Source organism: Cupriavidus sp. 09_S30, assembly GCF_056930435.1.
This window is the reverse complement of record NZ_JBXOWI010000001.1, coordinates 1,834,737-1,850,398: the sequence shown is the minus strand read 5'-3', so window position 1 is coordinate 1,850,398 and position 15,662 is coordinate 1,834,737. Positions and strand designations below refer to the sequence as shown.

The following is a 15,662-nucleotide window of genomic DNA, read 5'->3' as shown; positions in this document are numbered from 1 at the left end:
GTCATGATGACATACAAGTCAATATGATGCAGAATGCCGGAATCTTGAAAGATTCCGGTGCGCTCATGCACTGCCTGCCTCCCGCAGCGAGGCCGACGATCATCCCAGGACACTTCGTGTATCAGAACAACTTCCCGCCGCCAGCTCAGCCACAGGATTCGCACCGGCTGGTCGCATGCGAGTATTGCGACGCACTCCATACGCGCGTGGCACTGATTCCAGCCGAACGTGCTGCCTGCCTGCGCTGCGGCGGCGCGCTTTATCGCGACAGTTCGCGTGCCTATCGTCGCCTGCTGCCGCTCGTGGTGACCGCCCTGATCCTGTTTTTGATCTCCAACGCGTACCCAATAGTCGCTATGGAACTCAAGGGATCGCGTATGGAGACCACGCTATGGGGCGCTGTACAGGCACTCTGGGCGGACGACATGGCGCTGGTTGCGATGCTTGTGTTCGCCACAACGATCCTGCTTCCGGTGGTGGAGTTACTCATGATGTGCTATCTGCTCGTGCCGATGGCGCAGCACCGCATACCACCCGGGTTCGACCGCATCGTGCGCGGCATTCGCCAGACGCGGCCGTGGGGCATGATCGAAGTGTTCATGATCGGCGTGCTGGTCACGGTGGTGAAGCTGTCCACCATCGCGCAGGTGCTGCCCGGCGCCGCCCTCTGGTCGTTCGGCGCCCTTGTGGTCGTACTTGCCAGCATCCTGTCCTTCGATCCGCGTGAACTGTGGCACTACCTGGACGCGTACGGAATCGGTGACTTACCGCCTTGTTCTCCGGATGCCGCATCGTGACCACGGCTCGATCGCCTTACGCTACGGCCACGTCGCGCGGGCTGCTGTCATGCCACGCTTGCGACCTGCTCAGTCCGATGACGGCCGAGGCCGAACCGTGTCCGCGCTGCGGCGCCGTACTGCATCATCGCAAGCCGGCCAGCGTGACGCGCGCCTGGGCCTTTCTGCTGGCAGCCTACCTCCTGTATATCCCGGCCAATCTGCTGCCGATTATGGTGACGCAGTCAATCTTCGGCGCGCAGCGCGACACCATCATGTCCGGCGTGGTCTATCTGTGGCTGTCCGGCTCGCACATGCTCTCCCTCGTCGTGCTGATCGCCAGCATCGTCGTGCCGCTGCTGAAGATGATGATCCTGACATTGTTGCTGCTATCGGTGCGCCGCAGGTCGACCTGGCGCATCCGCGAGCGGACCCGGCTCTACGCGCTGGTCGAAGTCATCGGCCGATGGTCCATGCTCGATATCTTTGTAGTGGCAATGCTGGCTTCGCTGGTGCGGGTCGGTGCGCTGGCCACGATCACGCCAGGGGCCGGGGCCCTGGCCTTTGCCTCCGTTGTCGTACTAACCATGCTCGCGTCAAGGAGCTTTGATCCCCGCCTGCTGTGGGATGCGCTCGAGACTTCGCCTTCCTCCATCGAATTTCCGCACTCCGACCATGCCAGAACTCATTGACCATCTCCCGCCTCACGGGCTACCGCAGCCTGAACGCAAGCCTCCCGCGCGCTGGCTACCCTCGCTCGTCTGGCTGATTCCTATCGTTGCGGCGGTGGTGGGACTCTCGCTGCTGATCAACACGCTTGCGTCCCGCGGGCCCGAGATCACCGTTACATTCCGCACCGCCGAAGGCCTGACGCCGGGGAAGACTCCCGTACGCTACAAGGACGTCGATATCGGACTGGTCAAGACGGCACGACTGGCGGCGGACCGTTCGCATGTGATCGCGACGATCGCGCTGACAAAGGATGCCGCGGGCTTCGCAGTGGCCGACACACGCTTCTGGGTGGTAAGGCCACGCTTCGCCATGAGCGGCGTGTCGGGGCTGGAGACGCTGCTATCTGGTGCATATATCGGCGTGGATGCAGGAAAATCCGCGGAGACGACACACAGCTTCACCGGGCTCGAAGTCCCGCCCGCCATCACCACCGATGCCTCGGGCAGGCAGTTCGTGCTTCGTGCGCAAGACCTGGGCTCGCTCGACATCGGGTCACCGGTCTATTATCGCCGCGTGCAGGTTGGCCATGTTGTGGCCTACCAACTCGAACCGAACGGCCGAGACATCACGCTGCGGGTCTTTGTCAACAAGCCCTACGACAAGCTCGTCACCCCCGATACGCGCTTCTGGCACGCCAGCGGCGTCGACCTCAAGCTCGACGCCAACGGGCTGAAATTGTCCACGCAGTCGCTGGTCACCGTGATGCTTGGCGGCGTAGCCTTCCAGGCCCCGGAGCACTCCGTCGCACAAGCCACGGCCGCCGAGAACACCGAGTTCCTGCTGGCGGCGGACCAGTCCGAAGCGATGAAGGAACCGGAGGAGCTCGCCCCCGCACTGGCAGTGCTGAACTTCGATCAGTCGGTACGCGGCCTGTCTCCAGGTGCGCCGGTCGATTTCCGCGGCGTGACTGTTGGGCAGGTGCGCTCAATCGGTATCGAATACCAACGCGACAAGAAGGCCTTCCGCATGCCCGTGGTGGTGGAGCTTTATCCGTCCCGCATGGGGCTGCTCGAGAAGGACGTGGCTGATGACACGCGCAAGCTCGCCATCGTGCATAGCATGGTACAGCGCGGCATGCGTGCGCAGTTGCGCACCGGAAACCTGCTGACCGGCCAGCTGTATGTGGCACTCGATTTCTTTCCCAAGGCGCCTCTGCCGGCTGATCTGGACCTGAACGCGTCGCCTCCACAACTTCCGACCACGCCGGGCACCTTCGACGAACTGCAAGCCAAGCTCGGTGACATCGTGACCAAGATCGGCAAAGTCCCGTTCGACCAGATCGGGCAGGATGCGCGCACGGCGATGGTGTCGATGAACAAGATGCTCGTCAACGCGGACAAGTTAGTAGCACAGGTCAATGGCGACGTGGCACCAGAGGTGGTGGCGGCGCTGCAGGATGCACGCCGCACGCTCGCAACGGCCAATGGCGCGCTGGCGCCCGACGCATCACTGCAGCAGGACACAAGGCGGATGATGCAGGAGCTCACACGAACGGCCGCTTCGCTACGCACGCTCACCGACTATCTCGAGCGACACCCGGAAGCCCTTCTTCGCGGCAAAAGGGAAGAGGAATGATGAAACCACTGACGATACTGTTTCCGCTGGCCGTCGCGGCCACGGCGTTGATGAACGGCTGCGCGTCGCCCGAGCCGCGCTACTACACGCTGGCTTCCAGTCCCGCAGACGCCGCGAAGGCCGTGGCCGGACGAGCCAGCCGGACCGGGGGGCCGCTATGGATCGAGGTCACGCCGGTGCGTGTGCCGGAACGCCTGAATCGTACTCAGTTGGTGGTGCGTGACGGGGCCAGCGGTGGCGTCAAGGTGTTCGATACATCGCGCTGGACGTCTCCATTGCCCGACGAACTACGCGATGCGCTGTCGCAGCAACTGCAATCGAATCTAGACGCCGTGGATCTCTACCAGAACGGCCTGTCGCCGACGCAGCCGGCGTTCCGCGTGACGACCGAGGTGGTAAGTCTCGACGCCGATGTAGGCAAGCGGGCCGCGGCGACCATCACTTGGTCCGTACGGCGCCTGCCGGACGGCAAGGTCCTGAGCGGCCGCACTGAAACAGAAGTGCCGGCACCGGGGCAGGTGGATGGCGTGGTGAATGCATATCGGCAGATCCTCGCCGCAACCGCGGCCGACATCGCAGCTGGTCTGCAGTCCCTTGACCGCTAGACGTGAAACACCTCGCACATTGTGCACGGCGAAGCGGGCGACCAGCCCGCTTTTTTTTCGCACCGTCTAGGTGTTAACGACATATCCGTCATCCTGACACATATACTATTATTAGATCCGTGAACGACGTGGCCTGCCCCCACATGCCGACGTCGCAAGCGCCGTGGCCCCTCTCCGGCGGCACCAGACACGACGCCAATCCAAAACAATGACAAATGGACCGCATAGCGGTTGGAGACCTCATGCCAGGAGACGCCATGACCCGTCCGTCCCGCAGCGTGCTACGCACACCGCCGGCCTTTCCCGAAAGCGCGCTGCCTGCCTTCGTCCAAAAACTCGAACGACCCGAGGCCTTGGTTAAGGCCCAAGCGCTTGCCTTTCTGATGTTCGAGAAGCGCGACCTGTTTGCAACAGAGACGTTCCTGACGGATTTCGGCATGCGCTGCGTGTTGCGCACCGACGGTCAACTGCTCATGCGCGGCACCGGCTCCCAGCCTTGCTTGCTAATGGTGCGGCAAGGCCGGCGTCCGCGCTACCTTGGCGCGGCCTTTACAGTGGGCAGCGAGAATGATCTGGCCCGCCTTGAGGCTACGGCCAACGCGCGTCGACTGCCGCCCGACTCGATTCCAGGCGGCGGAGCCGGCGTCGAACTGATCGACCCTGCCGGGAACCTTCTATGGTTGGTGACCGGTCAGCAGCCGGTCGACCCGCGGCCGTTGCGGGATTCGTTGCATGCGCTCACCAACGGCCCGGGAAAACTCCGGCGCGTGAACGCAACCGTTCGGCCTCCGCTGGAGCCCGCCGCAGTGGTCAAGCTCGGCCACGTGGTACTCCAGACCATCGATTTTCCCCGAATGGCGCGCTGGTATATGCGCCATCTCGGCTTGATCCCGACCGATGTTCAGTATCTGGAAGACGGGTCGCCCAATCTCTGCTTTTTCCGCCTGGACCTTGGCAGCACACCTTCGGATCATCACGCCTTTGTTCTCGCCGGTGGCATCGAGGAGAAGTACGAGCACAGCGCATATGAAGTGCTCGACCTCGATGCGCTCGGGCAGGGCCATAACGTACTGCGCGCGAACGGTCACCGCCATATGTGGGGCATTGGCCGCCATGTACTCGGCAGCCAACTGTTCGATTACTGGTTCGATCCCGACGGCATGGAATTCGAGCATTACACCGACGGCGATGTCTTCACTGCTGACCATGAAACCCACTACGTGCCCCTGGAAATGTCTGGCATCTGGGCGTGGGGCAACGACGTGCCCGCCAGCATGGGCGTCAAGCGCAATCTCACCACTGTGCTTCGAATCATCCGACTCCTGCGCTACGGCCTGCTGTCCGCCGCGCGGCTGAAGCTGCTCGGACGCGCGATGACCCAGGCACGTCCCTGGCTCTAAGTCCGGGCTCCCTATCCCGTACGAATTTCACACCTCAAGGAGAGCAAATGGCTATCAAAGTCGTTCGATATTTCCACGGCGGCGAGCCCCGATGGGGCGTGGTCCACGACCGTCGCATCGCGCCCCTGTCCTGCGGCGCCGACAGTACCGCTGACTTCGTCACGAGCGGCCTCGAAGCCGCGTGGCGCAGCTCGCCCGATCAGGCCACGCTGCCGCTCGAGAGCGTCACGCTCTTGCCGACGATCACGCCCGACCGCCAGTTCCTGTGTCAGGGCATCAACTACGCCAGCCATGTGCGCGAATCCGGCATGGACCCGGACAAGATCGGCTTCAACATGCTGTTTACCAAGGCTCCGTCCTGCCTTGCCCCCGCCGACTCGGAGGTGGTGCGACCAGCGCATGTGCGCCTGCTTGACTACGAGATCGAGCTGGGACTGGTGGTGCGGAGGCCGCTGACCGATTCGGTCCGCGTCGGGCCGGACCAACTGCACGAGTTCCTCGCCGGCGTAACCATCGTCAACGACATTTCCGCTCGCGACATCCAGCTGCCGCAGGCCCAGTTCTACAAGGGCAAGAGCTACCGCAGCTTTGGCCCGGTGGGCCCTTACCTGGTGCTGCTGAACGCCGAAGAATGGCGGCGCTGGCCCGAGCTTCACATGCGACTCCATGTCAACGGACAGCCACGCCAGGACGCCTATTGCGGCGACATGATCTTCAAGCCGCACCAGACGCTCACCGAGCTGTCCGACTTGCACAATCTGCAACCCGGCGACCTGATTGCAACCGGCACGCCGGCTGGCTGCGCCTCCCGGGCACCGGGCAAGTTGGCCATGTGGGTGTCTCGGCATGTGATGTCCGAGACCGCGAAATGGCGCGCCTTCATCAAGAAGGGCCTGTCGAACCCGGCTTACCTGCAGCCGGGCGACATCATGACGGCCTCAATCCGTACCGACGACGGCGCCATCGACCTTGGTGAGCAGCGCAACCAGGTGGCGGCAGCATGAGTACCGCCTGTCTCGCCACCATCAACCGCTTTGGCGATACCTTCGCGCTGGCGCTGCGCCCGGCACCTTGCCCAGCGCCTGGTTCTGGCGAGATCGTAGTGCAGGTGGAGGCTGCAGCGATCAATCCCATCGACGTGCGCCGCCGCGATGGTTACGGCAGGACGCTTTTCTCGCTGATGGGCGCGGCACGCATGCCACTCGTGCTCGGCAACGATTTTGCCGGCACGGTATGCGCAGTGGGGCCGGGCGTGACTGGGCTGCGCGAAGGCGATGCAGTGTTCGGCGCCAAGCCACCGTCGAGCGCGGGTACGCATGCCACCCATGTGACGGTGCGCGCAGAGCATGTCTGCCTCAGCCCGCCGGCCGTTCCGGCCGCAGCCCTGGCGACGCTGCCGTACAACTTCCTGACCGTGACGCGCGCGCTAGCCGACGCCGGCATCTCCCGCGATACCGTAAAGGGACGTCACGTACTCGTACATGGCGAGACCGGCGGCCTGGGCCAGGTTGCAGTCCGGTTGCTGCACGGGCTGGGCGCGATTGTTACCGCCGTTGGCGGATGCGATGGGCTTGAGGCTTGTCGGGTCGGGGGTGCCGCGGAGTTGGTCGATCGACAACGTCAATCGCTGGCGACCCTGCCGCGGCATTTCGCCGCCACCTTGAATTTCGCCAGCTGGGATGATGAAGCGGACCTGCTGCGGCTGCTCGCACCCGATGCAGCCGGCCACGCAACCACGGTTCATCCGCTGCTCAGCAATTTTGACCGGCTGGGCCTGCTGGCAGGCGCCGTGGCCACGTTGATTGGCAAGCGTGGCAAACGCCGCATGACACCGAACAGTGCGCGCTATGCGTGGACGACATTCCGCCCGAATCCTTCGGCATTGCGGGCGCTGCCCCATTGCGCAGCCGCGCTGACGCCGCCCTCGGTGAAGACCTTCGCGCTCGCGCAGGCCGAGCAAGCGTACCTGCACGTCAGACAGCGGCGGCCCGGGCGGGCCGTCCTGCTGCCCGGACAACTCTGACAAAAACAAGGCCACATATGGAGACAAGCATGCCCGATTCGACCTACGGCCCCGGGACGTATCCCGGCGGCATCCAGACCCAGGCCGATATCGATGCCTTCGAACGCACGCCCTGGCAGGACAAGTTGCCCGCCCAGAATACTTACGAACTGCTGTGCCGTGCCTGCGACCGCCATCCGGACAGAACCGCGCTGCGCTTCATCATGACCGGGGAACCGGGCGCGCCCGCGTTCGCGGTTGACTACGCGACCCTCAAGGCGCGCGTGACGCAGGCGGCCAACACCTTCCACCGCGCCGGCGTCACCGCCGGCACCGCGGTGACGCTGCTGTTGCCCAATCTGCCACAGACCCACTACTCCCTGCTCGGCGCGCAGGCTGCAGGCATCGCAAGCCCCATCAATCCGATGCTGGAGGTGGACCATATCGTCTCCATTGTCAACGAGACCGGGGCGCAGGCGCTGGTCGCCTTCGCCCCTCTCGCGGACAGCGCGCTCTGGGACAAGGCCGTCGCCGTGGCAGACCGTTGCCAGTCGGTGCGAACGCTGTTCGCTGTCAGTGCCGCGCCGTACCTTCCCGCGGCAGAGCGCGCGCAGCTCGACGCAGTCTTCGACGCCGCGTCAAGGCCATGCCGCCGGGACGTGAACATCGTCGACTTCGACCAGGCGCTGGCGGCCGAGCCTTCGGACACGCTGGTGTCGCAGCGCCGCATCCTGGCGACCGACATCTGCTCGTACTTCCACACCGGCGGCACCACCGGCCTGCCGAAAGTCGCGACGCACTCGCATCTCAACGAAGCCTTCGTCGCGTCGATGCTCGATGCGCTGATCCCATCGCCCAACACGATCCTGTGCGGGCTCCCGCTGTTCCACGTGAATGGCGCGATGGTCACCGGCTTGGCCGCGTTCACGAGTGGCGGGGAGGTCGTGATGCTCACGCCCGCCGGATATCGCGGCCAGGGTGTGATGCCGAACTTTTGGAAACTGGTCGAGCGGTTCCGCGCCACCAGTTTCAGCGGCGTGCCGACGATCTATGCCGCTCTGGCCGATCTGCCGCGTGACGGCGCTGACATTGCCTCGCTGCGCTTCGCCTTCTGCGGCGCTGCACCGCTGCCGGCGGAGGTCGCGCGGCGCTTCGAAGCCGCCGCTGGCATCCCCCTGTACGAGGGCTACGGGCTTACCGAAGGCGCGTGCGTCTCGGCCCTCAACCCGCCGCAGGGCGAACGCCGCCTCGGCACGGTTGGCCTGCGTCTGCCCCACCAGGCGATCGGCGTTTGGAAGGTCGACGGCACCGGCCATGCTACGGAGCCGTGCGCGCCGGGCGAAAACGGCGTCATCGGCATCAGCGGTCCCAATGTGTTTCCCGGCTACCTGCGCGAGCCGGACAATCGCGACATCTGGCTCAAGCCGGGTTGGCTCGATACCGGTGATCTCGGTCACCTCGATACGGACGGCTACTTGCATCTGACCGGCCGTGCCAAGGAGCTGATCATCCGCGGAGGCCACAACATCGATCCGGCAATGATCGAGGACGCGTTGCTGCGGCATCCGGCCGTGGCGATGGCCGCCGCAGTCGGCCAGCCGGATGCGCACGCGGGAGAATTGCCCGTCGCTTATGTCACGCTCAAGGCGGGATGCGACCTCGCTACCGCCGAACTCCTTGCGGCGGCGCGCGATCTCATGCCGGAACGCGCCGCCATGCCGGTGCGCATCGACATCCTAAAGGAGATGCCGCTTACCTCGATCGGTAAGGTGGCCCGGGCGGAGCTGCGCATGCGCGCGACCGAGAAAGTGTTTTGCGAGCTTCTGACCCAGGCCGGCATGGCCGCCAGCGTGCGTGTGGGGCCGGATCTCCGGCGCGGGACCATCGCCGTCGTTCAGTGCGCCGCCGCGGACGAGGCGCGCGTGCAAGACCTGCTTGGACGGTTCCCGTTCCCCCTCGACTTTAGACGCCCGGCGTAAAGCGGGGCGCCCCTCCAGTGGAGGAAGACGCTCATGAATACCACATTGATGAACACAACATTACCCGAGCAGGTCGATGTCCTGCTGGTGGGCCTCGGTCCGGTCGGTGCCACCGCCGCCAACCTGCTGGGACGCTATGGCGTCCGCACCCTGGTCATTGACAAGGCTGCGGATATCTTCACGGCCCCCCGAGCCATCGCGCTCGATAACGAAGCGTTGCGCATTCTGCAGCTAGCGGGACTTGAGGACGGCGCGTTCGAAACGCTGGCGATTGCCAAGGTTCAGATGCATTCGCCGCTGTTTGGCAGATATGCGCGCGCCAACACCGCGGGCACCATCGATGGTCACCCGCGCCTGGTCACGTTTTACCAGCCCGATCTTGAACGTGCCTTACGGTCCCGCTTGAGCCGCTATCCCTGCGTGAGCATCGCACTAGGCGCCGAACTCACGGGTTTCACTGACGACGGCGAGGCGGTGCGGGCCACTGTGCACCGACCCGATGGTGATGCGGCCACCGTGCGCGCGCGTTACATCGTCGGCGCGGACGGCGCCAATTCCTTTGTGCGGCGCCACGCCGGTCTTGGCTTCGAAGGAAAGACCTTTACGCAGGATTGGCTGATCATCGACGCCCTGAATGTGCCGAACCCGATCGACCATGTCGAATTCCTGTGCAACCCGAGACGGCCCACGCCGCACATGGTTGCCCCGGGCGGTAGGCAACGATGGGAGTTCATGCTACAGCCCGGCGAGACGCGCGAACAGATGGAAACGCCGGAGAAGATTCGCGATCTGCTCGCCCCCTGGTGCAAGCCGGAAGACATTTCGATCGAGCGCACGGCCGTCTACCGTTTCCACGCACGTATCGTGGATCGCTTCTCCAAGGGGCGGGCCTTCCTGGTGGGCGACGCGGCGCATATCACGCCGCCATTCGTTGGCCAAGGACTCGTTGCTGGGCTGCGCGATGTAGCAAACCTGTGCTGGAAGCTTGCCTGGGTCGTGCAGGAAAGGGCGGCGCCGGCCATTCTCGACAGCTACGACACTGAGCGGCGTCCGCATGCCCGTTCAATTGTCAACCTCGCACTGATGATGGGGAAGCTGGTGATGCCGCGGAACCGGCTGACCGCGCTCGGTGTCCATGGCGCCATGGCGTTGATGCAACGCATGCCCTGGGCCCGAGCCTTCTTTGAGGACCTGAAGATTAAGCCGCCTGCTCGCTTCAAGCGCGGCCTATTCCAGCTCGGCAAGACGCGTGCCAGGCTGGTGCGCGGCGGTGCATTGCCGCAAGGCCTGGTGCGCCGCGCCCCAGGCGCGCCCATCGTGCCCAGCGACGAGGCGCTGGGTGCGCGACTGGTGCTCGCGGGATTCGGCTGTGATCCGTCGCCACTGCTCGGCCGCGGCCTTCTCGCGGCTTGGCGGCAGGCCGGCGGCGACATCATTCAACTGCGCCATTGCGGGCAAGCCGCGCACCGACCTCAGGAGGCGAACGAAGGGCAAGGTGGACATTCGTGGGAAGACATGTCCGATCAACTTGTGCCGGGCGCCGCGCCTGTCGGCTGGATTGCGGTCGTACGCCCTGATCGCACCGTGCTTCACGATGGCCCCCTCGAAGCGCTTGACGACATCGTGCGCGAGTCGCTTGCGCTACTGGGAGTGGGCAGCCAGCTGCCAGAAGGCTTGCGTCCGGCGTTGGACACCTCCGGCTGACATCAACTTGCCGGATCACTCCGGGCTCCGACTATCAACGCATTACAACTACTACATTGGGAGACAAGAAAGTGAGAATTCGTTCAGTCATGTCCGCGGTACTCGCGCTAGGCGCAGTACCCGCATCGGCGCAGTCCAGTGTTACGCTATACGGTGTAGTTGATACCAACGTCGAGTATGTCAATCGGGTCGGCACGGTGCCGTTGCCGACGAACCTTTACAACTCAGGGCAAGGACATAGCGTTGTCCGCATGAACTCTGGCGGCGTTGCTGGCTCACGTTGGGGGCTACGGGGGGAGGAAGATCTGGGTGGGGGGCTGAAGTCGCTTTTCGTACTAGAGAGCGGGTTCCAGGCCGATACCGGCGCCTTGGAGTTGCCGAGCACACTCTTTGATCGACAGGCCTACGTCGGGCTGCGCAGCAATCGTTTCGGCCAACTAACCTTCGGGCGACAGTACACGTCCCTCTTCTTGGGATTGGCTAATTTCATGCCTGCGGGCTACGCAGTTCAGTATGAACCGATCGCAGTCATAGCCGGTCCGAACTTCCGGGAGAACAATACAGTCCAGTACGCGGCCGCAGCAGGACCATTGACAGCGATTGCTCATTGGTCCTTCGGTGTTGGCTTATCTTTGCCTCCTACGAGTCCGTTTGCACAGCAAGTCATGGTCGGTGGCAATGGCGAGATGCCGGGGCGGTTCCGCGATGACACTGGGTATGGTGCAGCACTGATATATATGCCTGGCGCTTTCGGCTTCACTGTGGACTACGATCAGTACAACCCGTCGATCGCTCAGGGCAGTGGTACCAATAAGCGCGCAGCGGCCGCGGCCAGCTATACGTTCGATGGCAAGGCTAAGGTAATGGGTGGGTATCGTTGGGGGCAAAACAAGGATCAGAATGGCTTGACAGTCCTGCGCGATGACTACTACTGGTTGGGCGCAAATTACCAATTGACTCCAGTCGTCGAGCTGACGCTTGAGTATGACTACGAGAAAGTCCGGACCCTGAACGGCAATGCTGCCGTCGCGAATCCATGGCAACTGATTTTCATGACGAGATATAGCTTGGGCAAGAGGACGGATCTGTATCTGTCCACGGCTTATGCGCGGAACGCCGGATTGATGCTCGAATCAGCGGCGTCTGGCTTTGCGGCAAGCCTTTTTCTGAATAATAGTTACGCGCCAGGGGTCGGGCAGACGTCGATGGTCGGCGTTGCAGCAGGGATTCGCCATATCTTCTGATACGTCTCGACGCTGAGAGCCGAATGTTCCGACTTCCGGTGCCTGTCCGAGTCGCTTTTGACTTTTGTGATGAAGGGGCCATGGTGAAACCAGCGTGGCTATCCCTTACGCCTTCATCATGAGCCCGGGTGCAGGTGTGCGACGATATGCATCCGTTGTCAGTGCCCGAGCTCGATGATCGATAGATTGCGGGGCGTGCGGGCCGAAAGCGCATCGAGGGGGAGCGGCATACGATGCGATCCGTGGACGCGCGTGTATCCGAGGCATCCGTCCTCACGACGATTCTTCCGAATGTTCGAATGGGGAAGAAGAAGCCAGTGCATCGGGTTACGGACACACCGCCAGCGGTGGCCGCTCGGCCGTCGCGTAACGCCGGGCAGCGTCGGCTTCGACGCCGATTCCGCGCAGCACCGGCTCGGCGGTATCGCTGCCCGTCCCGCCAGGTCCGATGCCCTCCTAGCACCAAGAAGGTCGAAGCCTGTACGGCGCCCGCGATGAGGGCGATCGCCGAGGGCTCGGACGGCACTGATTCTGCGCAAGGCCGCCACGCACGTCACGCATGGTCGGGCCCGTCCACATGTCATGCAACGCCTGGTGGCTGATGGCAAAGGGGCAGAGGAAGCGCCTCCCAGTGGGGCTCGTCATGGGCGCGGATGCCGTTGGCCAGGCGCTGTGCGGGGTCAGTTACATTTGCGAAGCTCGCGACTACGCGCCCATGAATTTCTTCTGTCATCCGTGCAGCGACGCTCTCAAATAGCGCCTCGGGCGATGGGACGTTGTTATAGACCGTTTCGCGCGCGATGTTGGCCGCCTGCGCAAGCGCCTGCCTCTTACCCGTCTCGGCGAACAACTCAAATGCGGCCCGCTGGACGCGGGAATTGATCGTAAGAGTGGCTCCATGGCTGAAATCCTTCGTGTGAAGCCCTCAACTGAACACCATTGCTCAAATGGCATCAATTGGCCACTATGCGCCCGAGAATACGGCCGTCCATGGCTTTCCTGGTTGGAGAATCGATTTGTCTACGGCCGCCTCTTGCCGTACAGCTTTTCCTCCGGGCAGTGGAACACCTCCAGCGACCAAAAATTCGAGGCGGTAGCCAACTGCCGCGCACAGGTCATTCGCGTCACCGCCTACATGGCTAGCGAGCAAGCAGCTGAACTAGTGGACAGACTTGCGAACGGCGATGACATCAAGACGATCAGCCGCTCGCTTGGGCTCGCGCTGTCAGATTCGCTCGATAAACGTATCGGCGTCATGACGGTGGTGGTGGTGCTCCTGGGCTGGCGCGCCGGAATCATTGTCGGGACCATCGTGCCGCTGACCATCCTGAGCGGAAATATTCGCTATTTGTGTCACGACTTTTCACGAATTCTGTCGCCAGTCGCAGGAATTGTGTCACTCGACAACAGGGGCCTTGAAATCCGCCGCGTACTGTATATATTTACAGGTACTGTATGGATATACATGTGCGAGGCTGTCATGGAACACCTGGTCCGCGTGCAGAACGAGTACGACCGTCAAGTCCTGGCCTGGCTGCGCCAGCGCATCGGTGACGCCGCGCTGGCGGACGCAGCGCGGCGGCTGGCGGGCGAAGGCAAGCCCAAGCCCTATCTGTCCAGCATCTGCCGCGCGCTCTCCATCCGCCCGCCCTCCCGCGTGGCCATGCGCGCCGAGGCGCGCCGCGCGGACCGTGCCGTGGGCGACCGCTATCTGGCCCGCATCCGCCTGATCCTCAATAGCCACGAACGCCCGGCCCACTGAGTGCCAGCCGGGCGCTGCCATTCAGCCCGGCAGCGATTCCACCGCGCGCAGGGCCTGTTCGACGGCCGCCACCAGCGACGGACTGCCGGCACTGTCCGCCCCGGCGATGGCGACATTGCCAGCGCTGGCGCGCGCCGCGGCCAGCGCCGCTGCCGCGCCTGCGGCGTCATCGTCGATGTCCGAGGACCGGTAGCTGTAGCCATGCGACCAGCGGTTGACGGTAATGGCGCGGATCAGCCGCTCTGAGTCGGCACCGGCCGGCGCGAGCAGGCGGTCGAGCTGCGTGCGGATGCCGCGCTCCAGTTCGGCGAACGGCGTGCCCAGCAGCAGCGCCCGGCCCGCGCGGAAGCGCTCGCGTGCATGCATGCCGCTATCGGGCACGGTGGGCACATACAGCATGTGCAACACCACCGGGTCGTCGGCGCGCGCGCCCTCGCCGGCTTCCAGCCACAGGTCGCTGTAGGCCATGGTCGGCGCGTGGATGCGGCCGGCGCCCAGGGTCTCGAAGGCGCGCCAGTTGTCCAGCGCCACCTTGGTGTAGATCAGCGGCGCCTTCACCTCGTCGCGCAGCGCCTGCCGCTGGGCCTGCGGCAGGCCCGGCATCAGGAACGGCACCATCATGTTGTAGCCGGCCAGCACGACGTGGCGGGCCTCCACGCGGTGCAGGTTGCCGCGCCAGCCGTAGGTAACCCGCGCGATGTGCGGGCCGGGCTCGACGGCAACCGCCGTGCTGTTCAGGCGCAGCCGCACGCGGGCGCCGTCGCGGTCGAGCTGGGCGTAGTCGAAGCGGGCCTGCCCGCCTGCGCCGGCGGGCGTTGCCGACTGCCCCGCCCGATCCACGGCCGGGATCAGCATCTGCACCAGCCGCCGCGCGAGGGTGGCATTGCCATCGGCGAAGCGCAGCAACGAGGCCGGCGACTTGCCCAGGCGTGGATCGAGCGGGACGGGCGGCATGCCTGCGCCGGCCGGCAGCCCGATGGCGATGGCGTCCCATACCGAAATGCCGTCGGCGTCCAGCGCATAGCTGTCATTGCTGCGGCTGCGCAGGAAGCGCACGCCCGCCAGCCCCAGGCCGGCCTTGTCGCGCAGGAACACCGCATAGCGGGTGCGCCGCAGGTAGGCGGCGCGCGCCTGCGCGTCCATGCCCGCCAGGTAGTCCGTGTTGCCCTGGGCCAGCTTCGCCAGCGCCTCGCGTTCGGCGGCGGGCAGCGGAGCCGCGGCCAGGAAGCGGCGCACGGCCTCGGGCGACGGCGCGCGCCCGGCGCCCAGGGATCCACCGAGGGACTCCCCGAAGGGGTCGCCAGGGACGAGGCGGTCGGTGCCGAAATGCTCGCGGTCGAAGAAGACTGCCCGTCCGAGCCCGGGGGCGCCATGGGAGGGCGCGGCCGGCGAGCCGCGCTCCGCCAGCCCGATGCCGTCCAGCAGCGTGCGCAGCGGCGCGCTGTCCGCCGCCCCGGCCGGCATCTCGGCGCTGCCGCCGTAGGTGACGAGCTTGCGGCCACGCACGGTGAATTCATTGCGACGGGCGTGGCCGCCGAAGTCGTCGTGGTTGTCGAGGATGAGGATGCGCGCCTCGCGGCCGTAGCGGCGCTGGTAGAACCACGCCGCGGCCAGTCCGCTGATGCCGCTGCCTACCACCACCAGGTCGAACGCCTCGCGCGCCATCACGCTGGGATATTGCACGCCTTCGCGGGCCAGGCTGTGCGCCAGCGTGTAGCTGCCTGGCTGGTTGCCGCGCAGCCCGGTCAGCGCCGGTGGGTAGATGGCGCCGGCCGTCGCCTGTCCTGCCTCCGCCGCGCGCAGCCAGCCGGGGGTCAGGCTCGCGCCCACCGCGAGCGCGGCGCCGTTGAGGAAGTCTCTTCGTGTAATGGTCATGGATCGGC

Annotated in this window: 13 protein-coding genes; 11 read left to right on the top strand and 2 right to left on the bottom strand. The window is 64.7% G+C overall.

The genetic code is table 11. The annotated features are described in order from the left end of the window. The first annotated feature begins 23 nt into the window (after nucleotides 1-23). The 10 genes from AC1Z3O_RS08885 (at nucleotide 24) to AC1Z3O_RS08840 (ending at nucleotide 12,017) form a co-directional block, all read left to right on the top strand. On the top strand, nucleotides 24-797 hold the full coding sequence (locus AC1Z3O_RS08885; protein ID WP_483515252.1) for a paraquat-inducible protein A: 774 nt from the start codon (nucleotides 24-26) through the stop codon (nucleotides 795-797). Further along, nucleotides 794-1,468: a paraquat-inducible protein A gene (locus AC1Z3O_RS08880; protein WP_483515250.1), complete on the top strand. Its 675-nt coding sequence runs from the start codon at nucleotides 794-796 to the stop codon at nucleotides 1,466-1,468. The genes AC1Z3O_RS08885 and AC1Z3O_RS08880 overlap by 4 nt, the downstream gene beginning before the upstream one ends. Further along, on the top strand, nucleotides 1,452-3,083 hold the full coding sequence (locus tag AC1Z3O_RS08875; RefSeq protein WP_483515248.1) for a PqiB family protein: 1,632 nt from the start codon (nucleotides 1,452-1,454) through the stop codon (nucleotides 3,081-3,083). The genes AC1Z3O_RS08880 and AC1Z3O_RS08875 overlap by 17 nt, the downstream gene beginning before the upstream one ends. Further along, nucleotides 3,080-3,688 (top strand): PqiC family protein, encoded by a 609-nt coding sequence (locus tag AC1Z3O_RS08870; RefSeq protein WP_483515247.1) that lies wholly within the window; start codon nucleotides 3,080-3,082, stop codon nucleotides 3,686-3,688. Before AC1Z3O_RS08875 ends, AC1Z3O_RS08870 begins: the two co-directional genes overlap by 4 nt. A 257-nt stretch (nucleotides 3,689-3,945) precedes the next feature. Then, complete coding sequence (locus AC1Z3O_RS08865; protein WP_483515245.1) at nucleotides 3,946-5,088, top strand: VOC family protein; 1,143 nt, start codon at nucleotides 3,946-3,948, stop codon at nucleotides 5,086-5,088. 47 nt (nucleotides 5,089-5,135) lie between these two features. Continuing rightward, nucleotides 5,136-6,092 carry a fumarylacetoacetate hydrolase family protein gene (locus AC1Z3O_RS08860; RefSeq protein ID WP_483515244.1) on the top strand — a complete coding sequence of 319 codons (957 nt, stop codon included), beginning with the start codon at nucleotides 5,136-5,138 and terminating at the stop codon, nucleotides 6,090-6,092. Beyond that, the gene (locus AC1Z3O_RS08855) at nucleotides 6,089-7,111 is read left to right on the top strand and encodes an alcohol dehydrogenase catalytic domain-containing protein (RefSeq protein ID WP_483515243.1); all 1,023 of its coding nucleotides are present in this window, start codon (nucleotides 6,089-6,091) and stop codon (nucleotides 7,109-7,111) included. The genes AC1Z3O_RS08860 and AC1Z3O_RS08855 overlap by 4 nt, the downstream gene beginning before the upstream one ends. A gap of 29 nt (nucleotides 7,112-7,140) precedes the next feature. Then, on the top strand, nucleotides 7,141-9,069 hold the full coding sequence (locus AC1Z3O_RS08850; protein WP_483515241.1) for an acyl-CoA synthetase: 1,929 nt from the start codon (nucleotides 7,141-7,143) through the stop codon (nucleotides 9,067-9,069). Nucleotides 9,070-9,102: 33 nt separating this feature from the next. Continuing rightward, nucleotides 9,103-10,773 (top strand): bifunctional 3-(3-hydroxy-phenyl)propionate/3-hydroxycinnamic acid hydroxylase, encoded by a 1,671-nt coding sequence (locus AC1Z3O_RS08845; RefSeq protein ID WP_483515239.1) that lies wholly within the window; start codon nucleotides 9,103-9,105, stop codon nucleotides 10,771-10,773. Nucleotides 10,774-10,862: 89 nt separating this feature from the next. Then, nucleotides 10,863-12,017 carry a porin gene (locus AC1Z3O_RS08840; RefSeq protein WP_483515237.1) on the top strand — a complete coding sequence of 385 codons (1,155 nt, stop codon included), beginning with the start codon at nucleotides 10,863-10,865 and terminating at the stop codon, nucleotides 12,015-12,017. A 580-nt stretch (nucleotides 12,018-12,597) separates the two neighbouring features. Here the strand turns inward: AC1Z3O_RS08840 and AC1Z3O_RS08835 are convergent. Further along, on the bottom strand, nucleotides 12,598-12,867 hold the full coding sequence (locus AC1Z3O_RS08835) for a TetR/AcrR family transcriptional regulator (protein ID WP_483515235.1): 270 nt from the start codon (nucleotides 12,865-12,867) through the stop codon (nucleotides 12,598-12,600). Nucleotides 12,868-13,497: 630 nt separating this feature from the next. Here AC1Z3O_RS08835 and AC1Z3O_RS08830 point away from each other — a divergent pair. Then, a complete protein-coding gene (locus AC1Z3O_RS08830; protein ID WP_483517554.1) occupies nucleotides 13,498-13,779 on the top strand; it encodes a CppA family protein in 282 nt (93 codons plus the stop codon). Nucleotides 13,780-13,800: 21 nt separating this feature from the next. Here the strand turns inward: AC1Z3O_RS08830 and AC1Z3O_RS08825 are convergent, their stop codons facing one another. Continuing rightward, nucleotides 13,801-15,654, bottom strand: coding sequence for an NAD(P)-binding protein (locus tag AC1Z3O_RS08825; RefSeq protein WP_483515233.1), 1,854 nt, complete (start codon nucleotides 15,652-15,654; stop codon nucleotides 13,801-13,803). Between the last annotated feature and the right edge of the window lie 8 nt (nucleotides 15,655-15,662).

Excerpts from the sequence above, each read along its gene's own strand:
- AC1Z3O_RS08870 (WP_483515247.1), top strand. The coding sequence starts at position 3,080 with ATGATGAAACCACTGACGATACTGTTTCCGCTGGCCGTCGCGGCCACG.
- AC1Z3O_RS08845 (WP_483515239.1), top strand. The coding sequence starts at position 9,103 with ATGAATACCACATTGATGAACACAACATTACCCGAGCAGGTCGATGTC.
- AC1Z3O_RS08855 (WP_483515243.1), top strand. The coding sequence starts at position 6,089 with ATGAGTACCGCCTGTCTCGCCACCATCAACCGCTTTGGCGATACCTTC.
- AC1Z3O_RS08830 (WP_483517554.1), top strand. The coding sequence starts at position 13,498 with ATGGAACACCTGGTCCGCGTGCAGAACGAGTACGACCGTCAAGTCCTG.
- AC1Z3O_RS08850 (WP_483515241.1), top strand. The coding sequence starts at position 7,141 with ATGCCCGATTCGACCTACGGCCCCGGGACGTATCCCGGCGGCATCCAG.
- AC1Z3O_RS08885 (WP_483515252.1), top strand. The coding sequence starts at position 24 with ATGATGCAGAATGCCGGAATCTTGAAAGATTCCGGTGCGCTCATGCAC.
- AC1Z3O_RS08840 (WP_483515237.1), top strand. The coding sequence starts at position 10,863 with ATGTCCGCGGTACTCGCGCTAGGCGCAGTACCCGCATCGGCGCAGTCC.
- AC1Z3O_RS08860 (WP_483515244.1), top strand. The coding sequence starts at position 5,136 with ATGGCTATCAAAGTCGTTCGATATTTCCACGGCGGCGAGCCCCGATGG.
- AC1Z3O_RS08875 (WP_483515248.1), top strand. The coding sequence starts at position 1,452 with ATGCCAGAACTCATTGACCATCTCCCGCCTCACGGGCTACCGCAGCCT.
- AC1Z3O_RS08865 (WP_483515245.1), top strand. The coding sequence starts at position 3,946 with ATGACCCGTCCGTCCCGCAGCGTGCTACGCACACCGCCGGCCTTTCCC.
- AC1Z3O_RS08825 (WP_483515233.1), bottom strand. The coding sequence starts at position 15,654 with ATGACCATTACACGAAGAGACTTCCTCAACGGCGCCGCGCTCGCGGTG.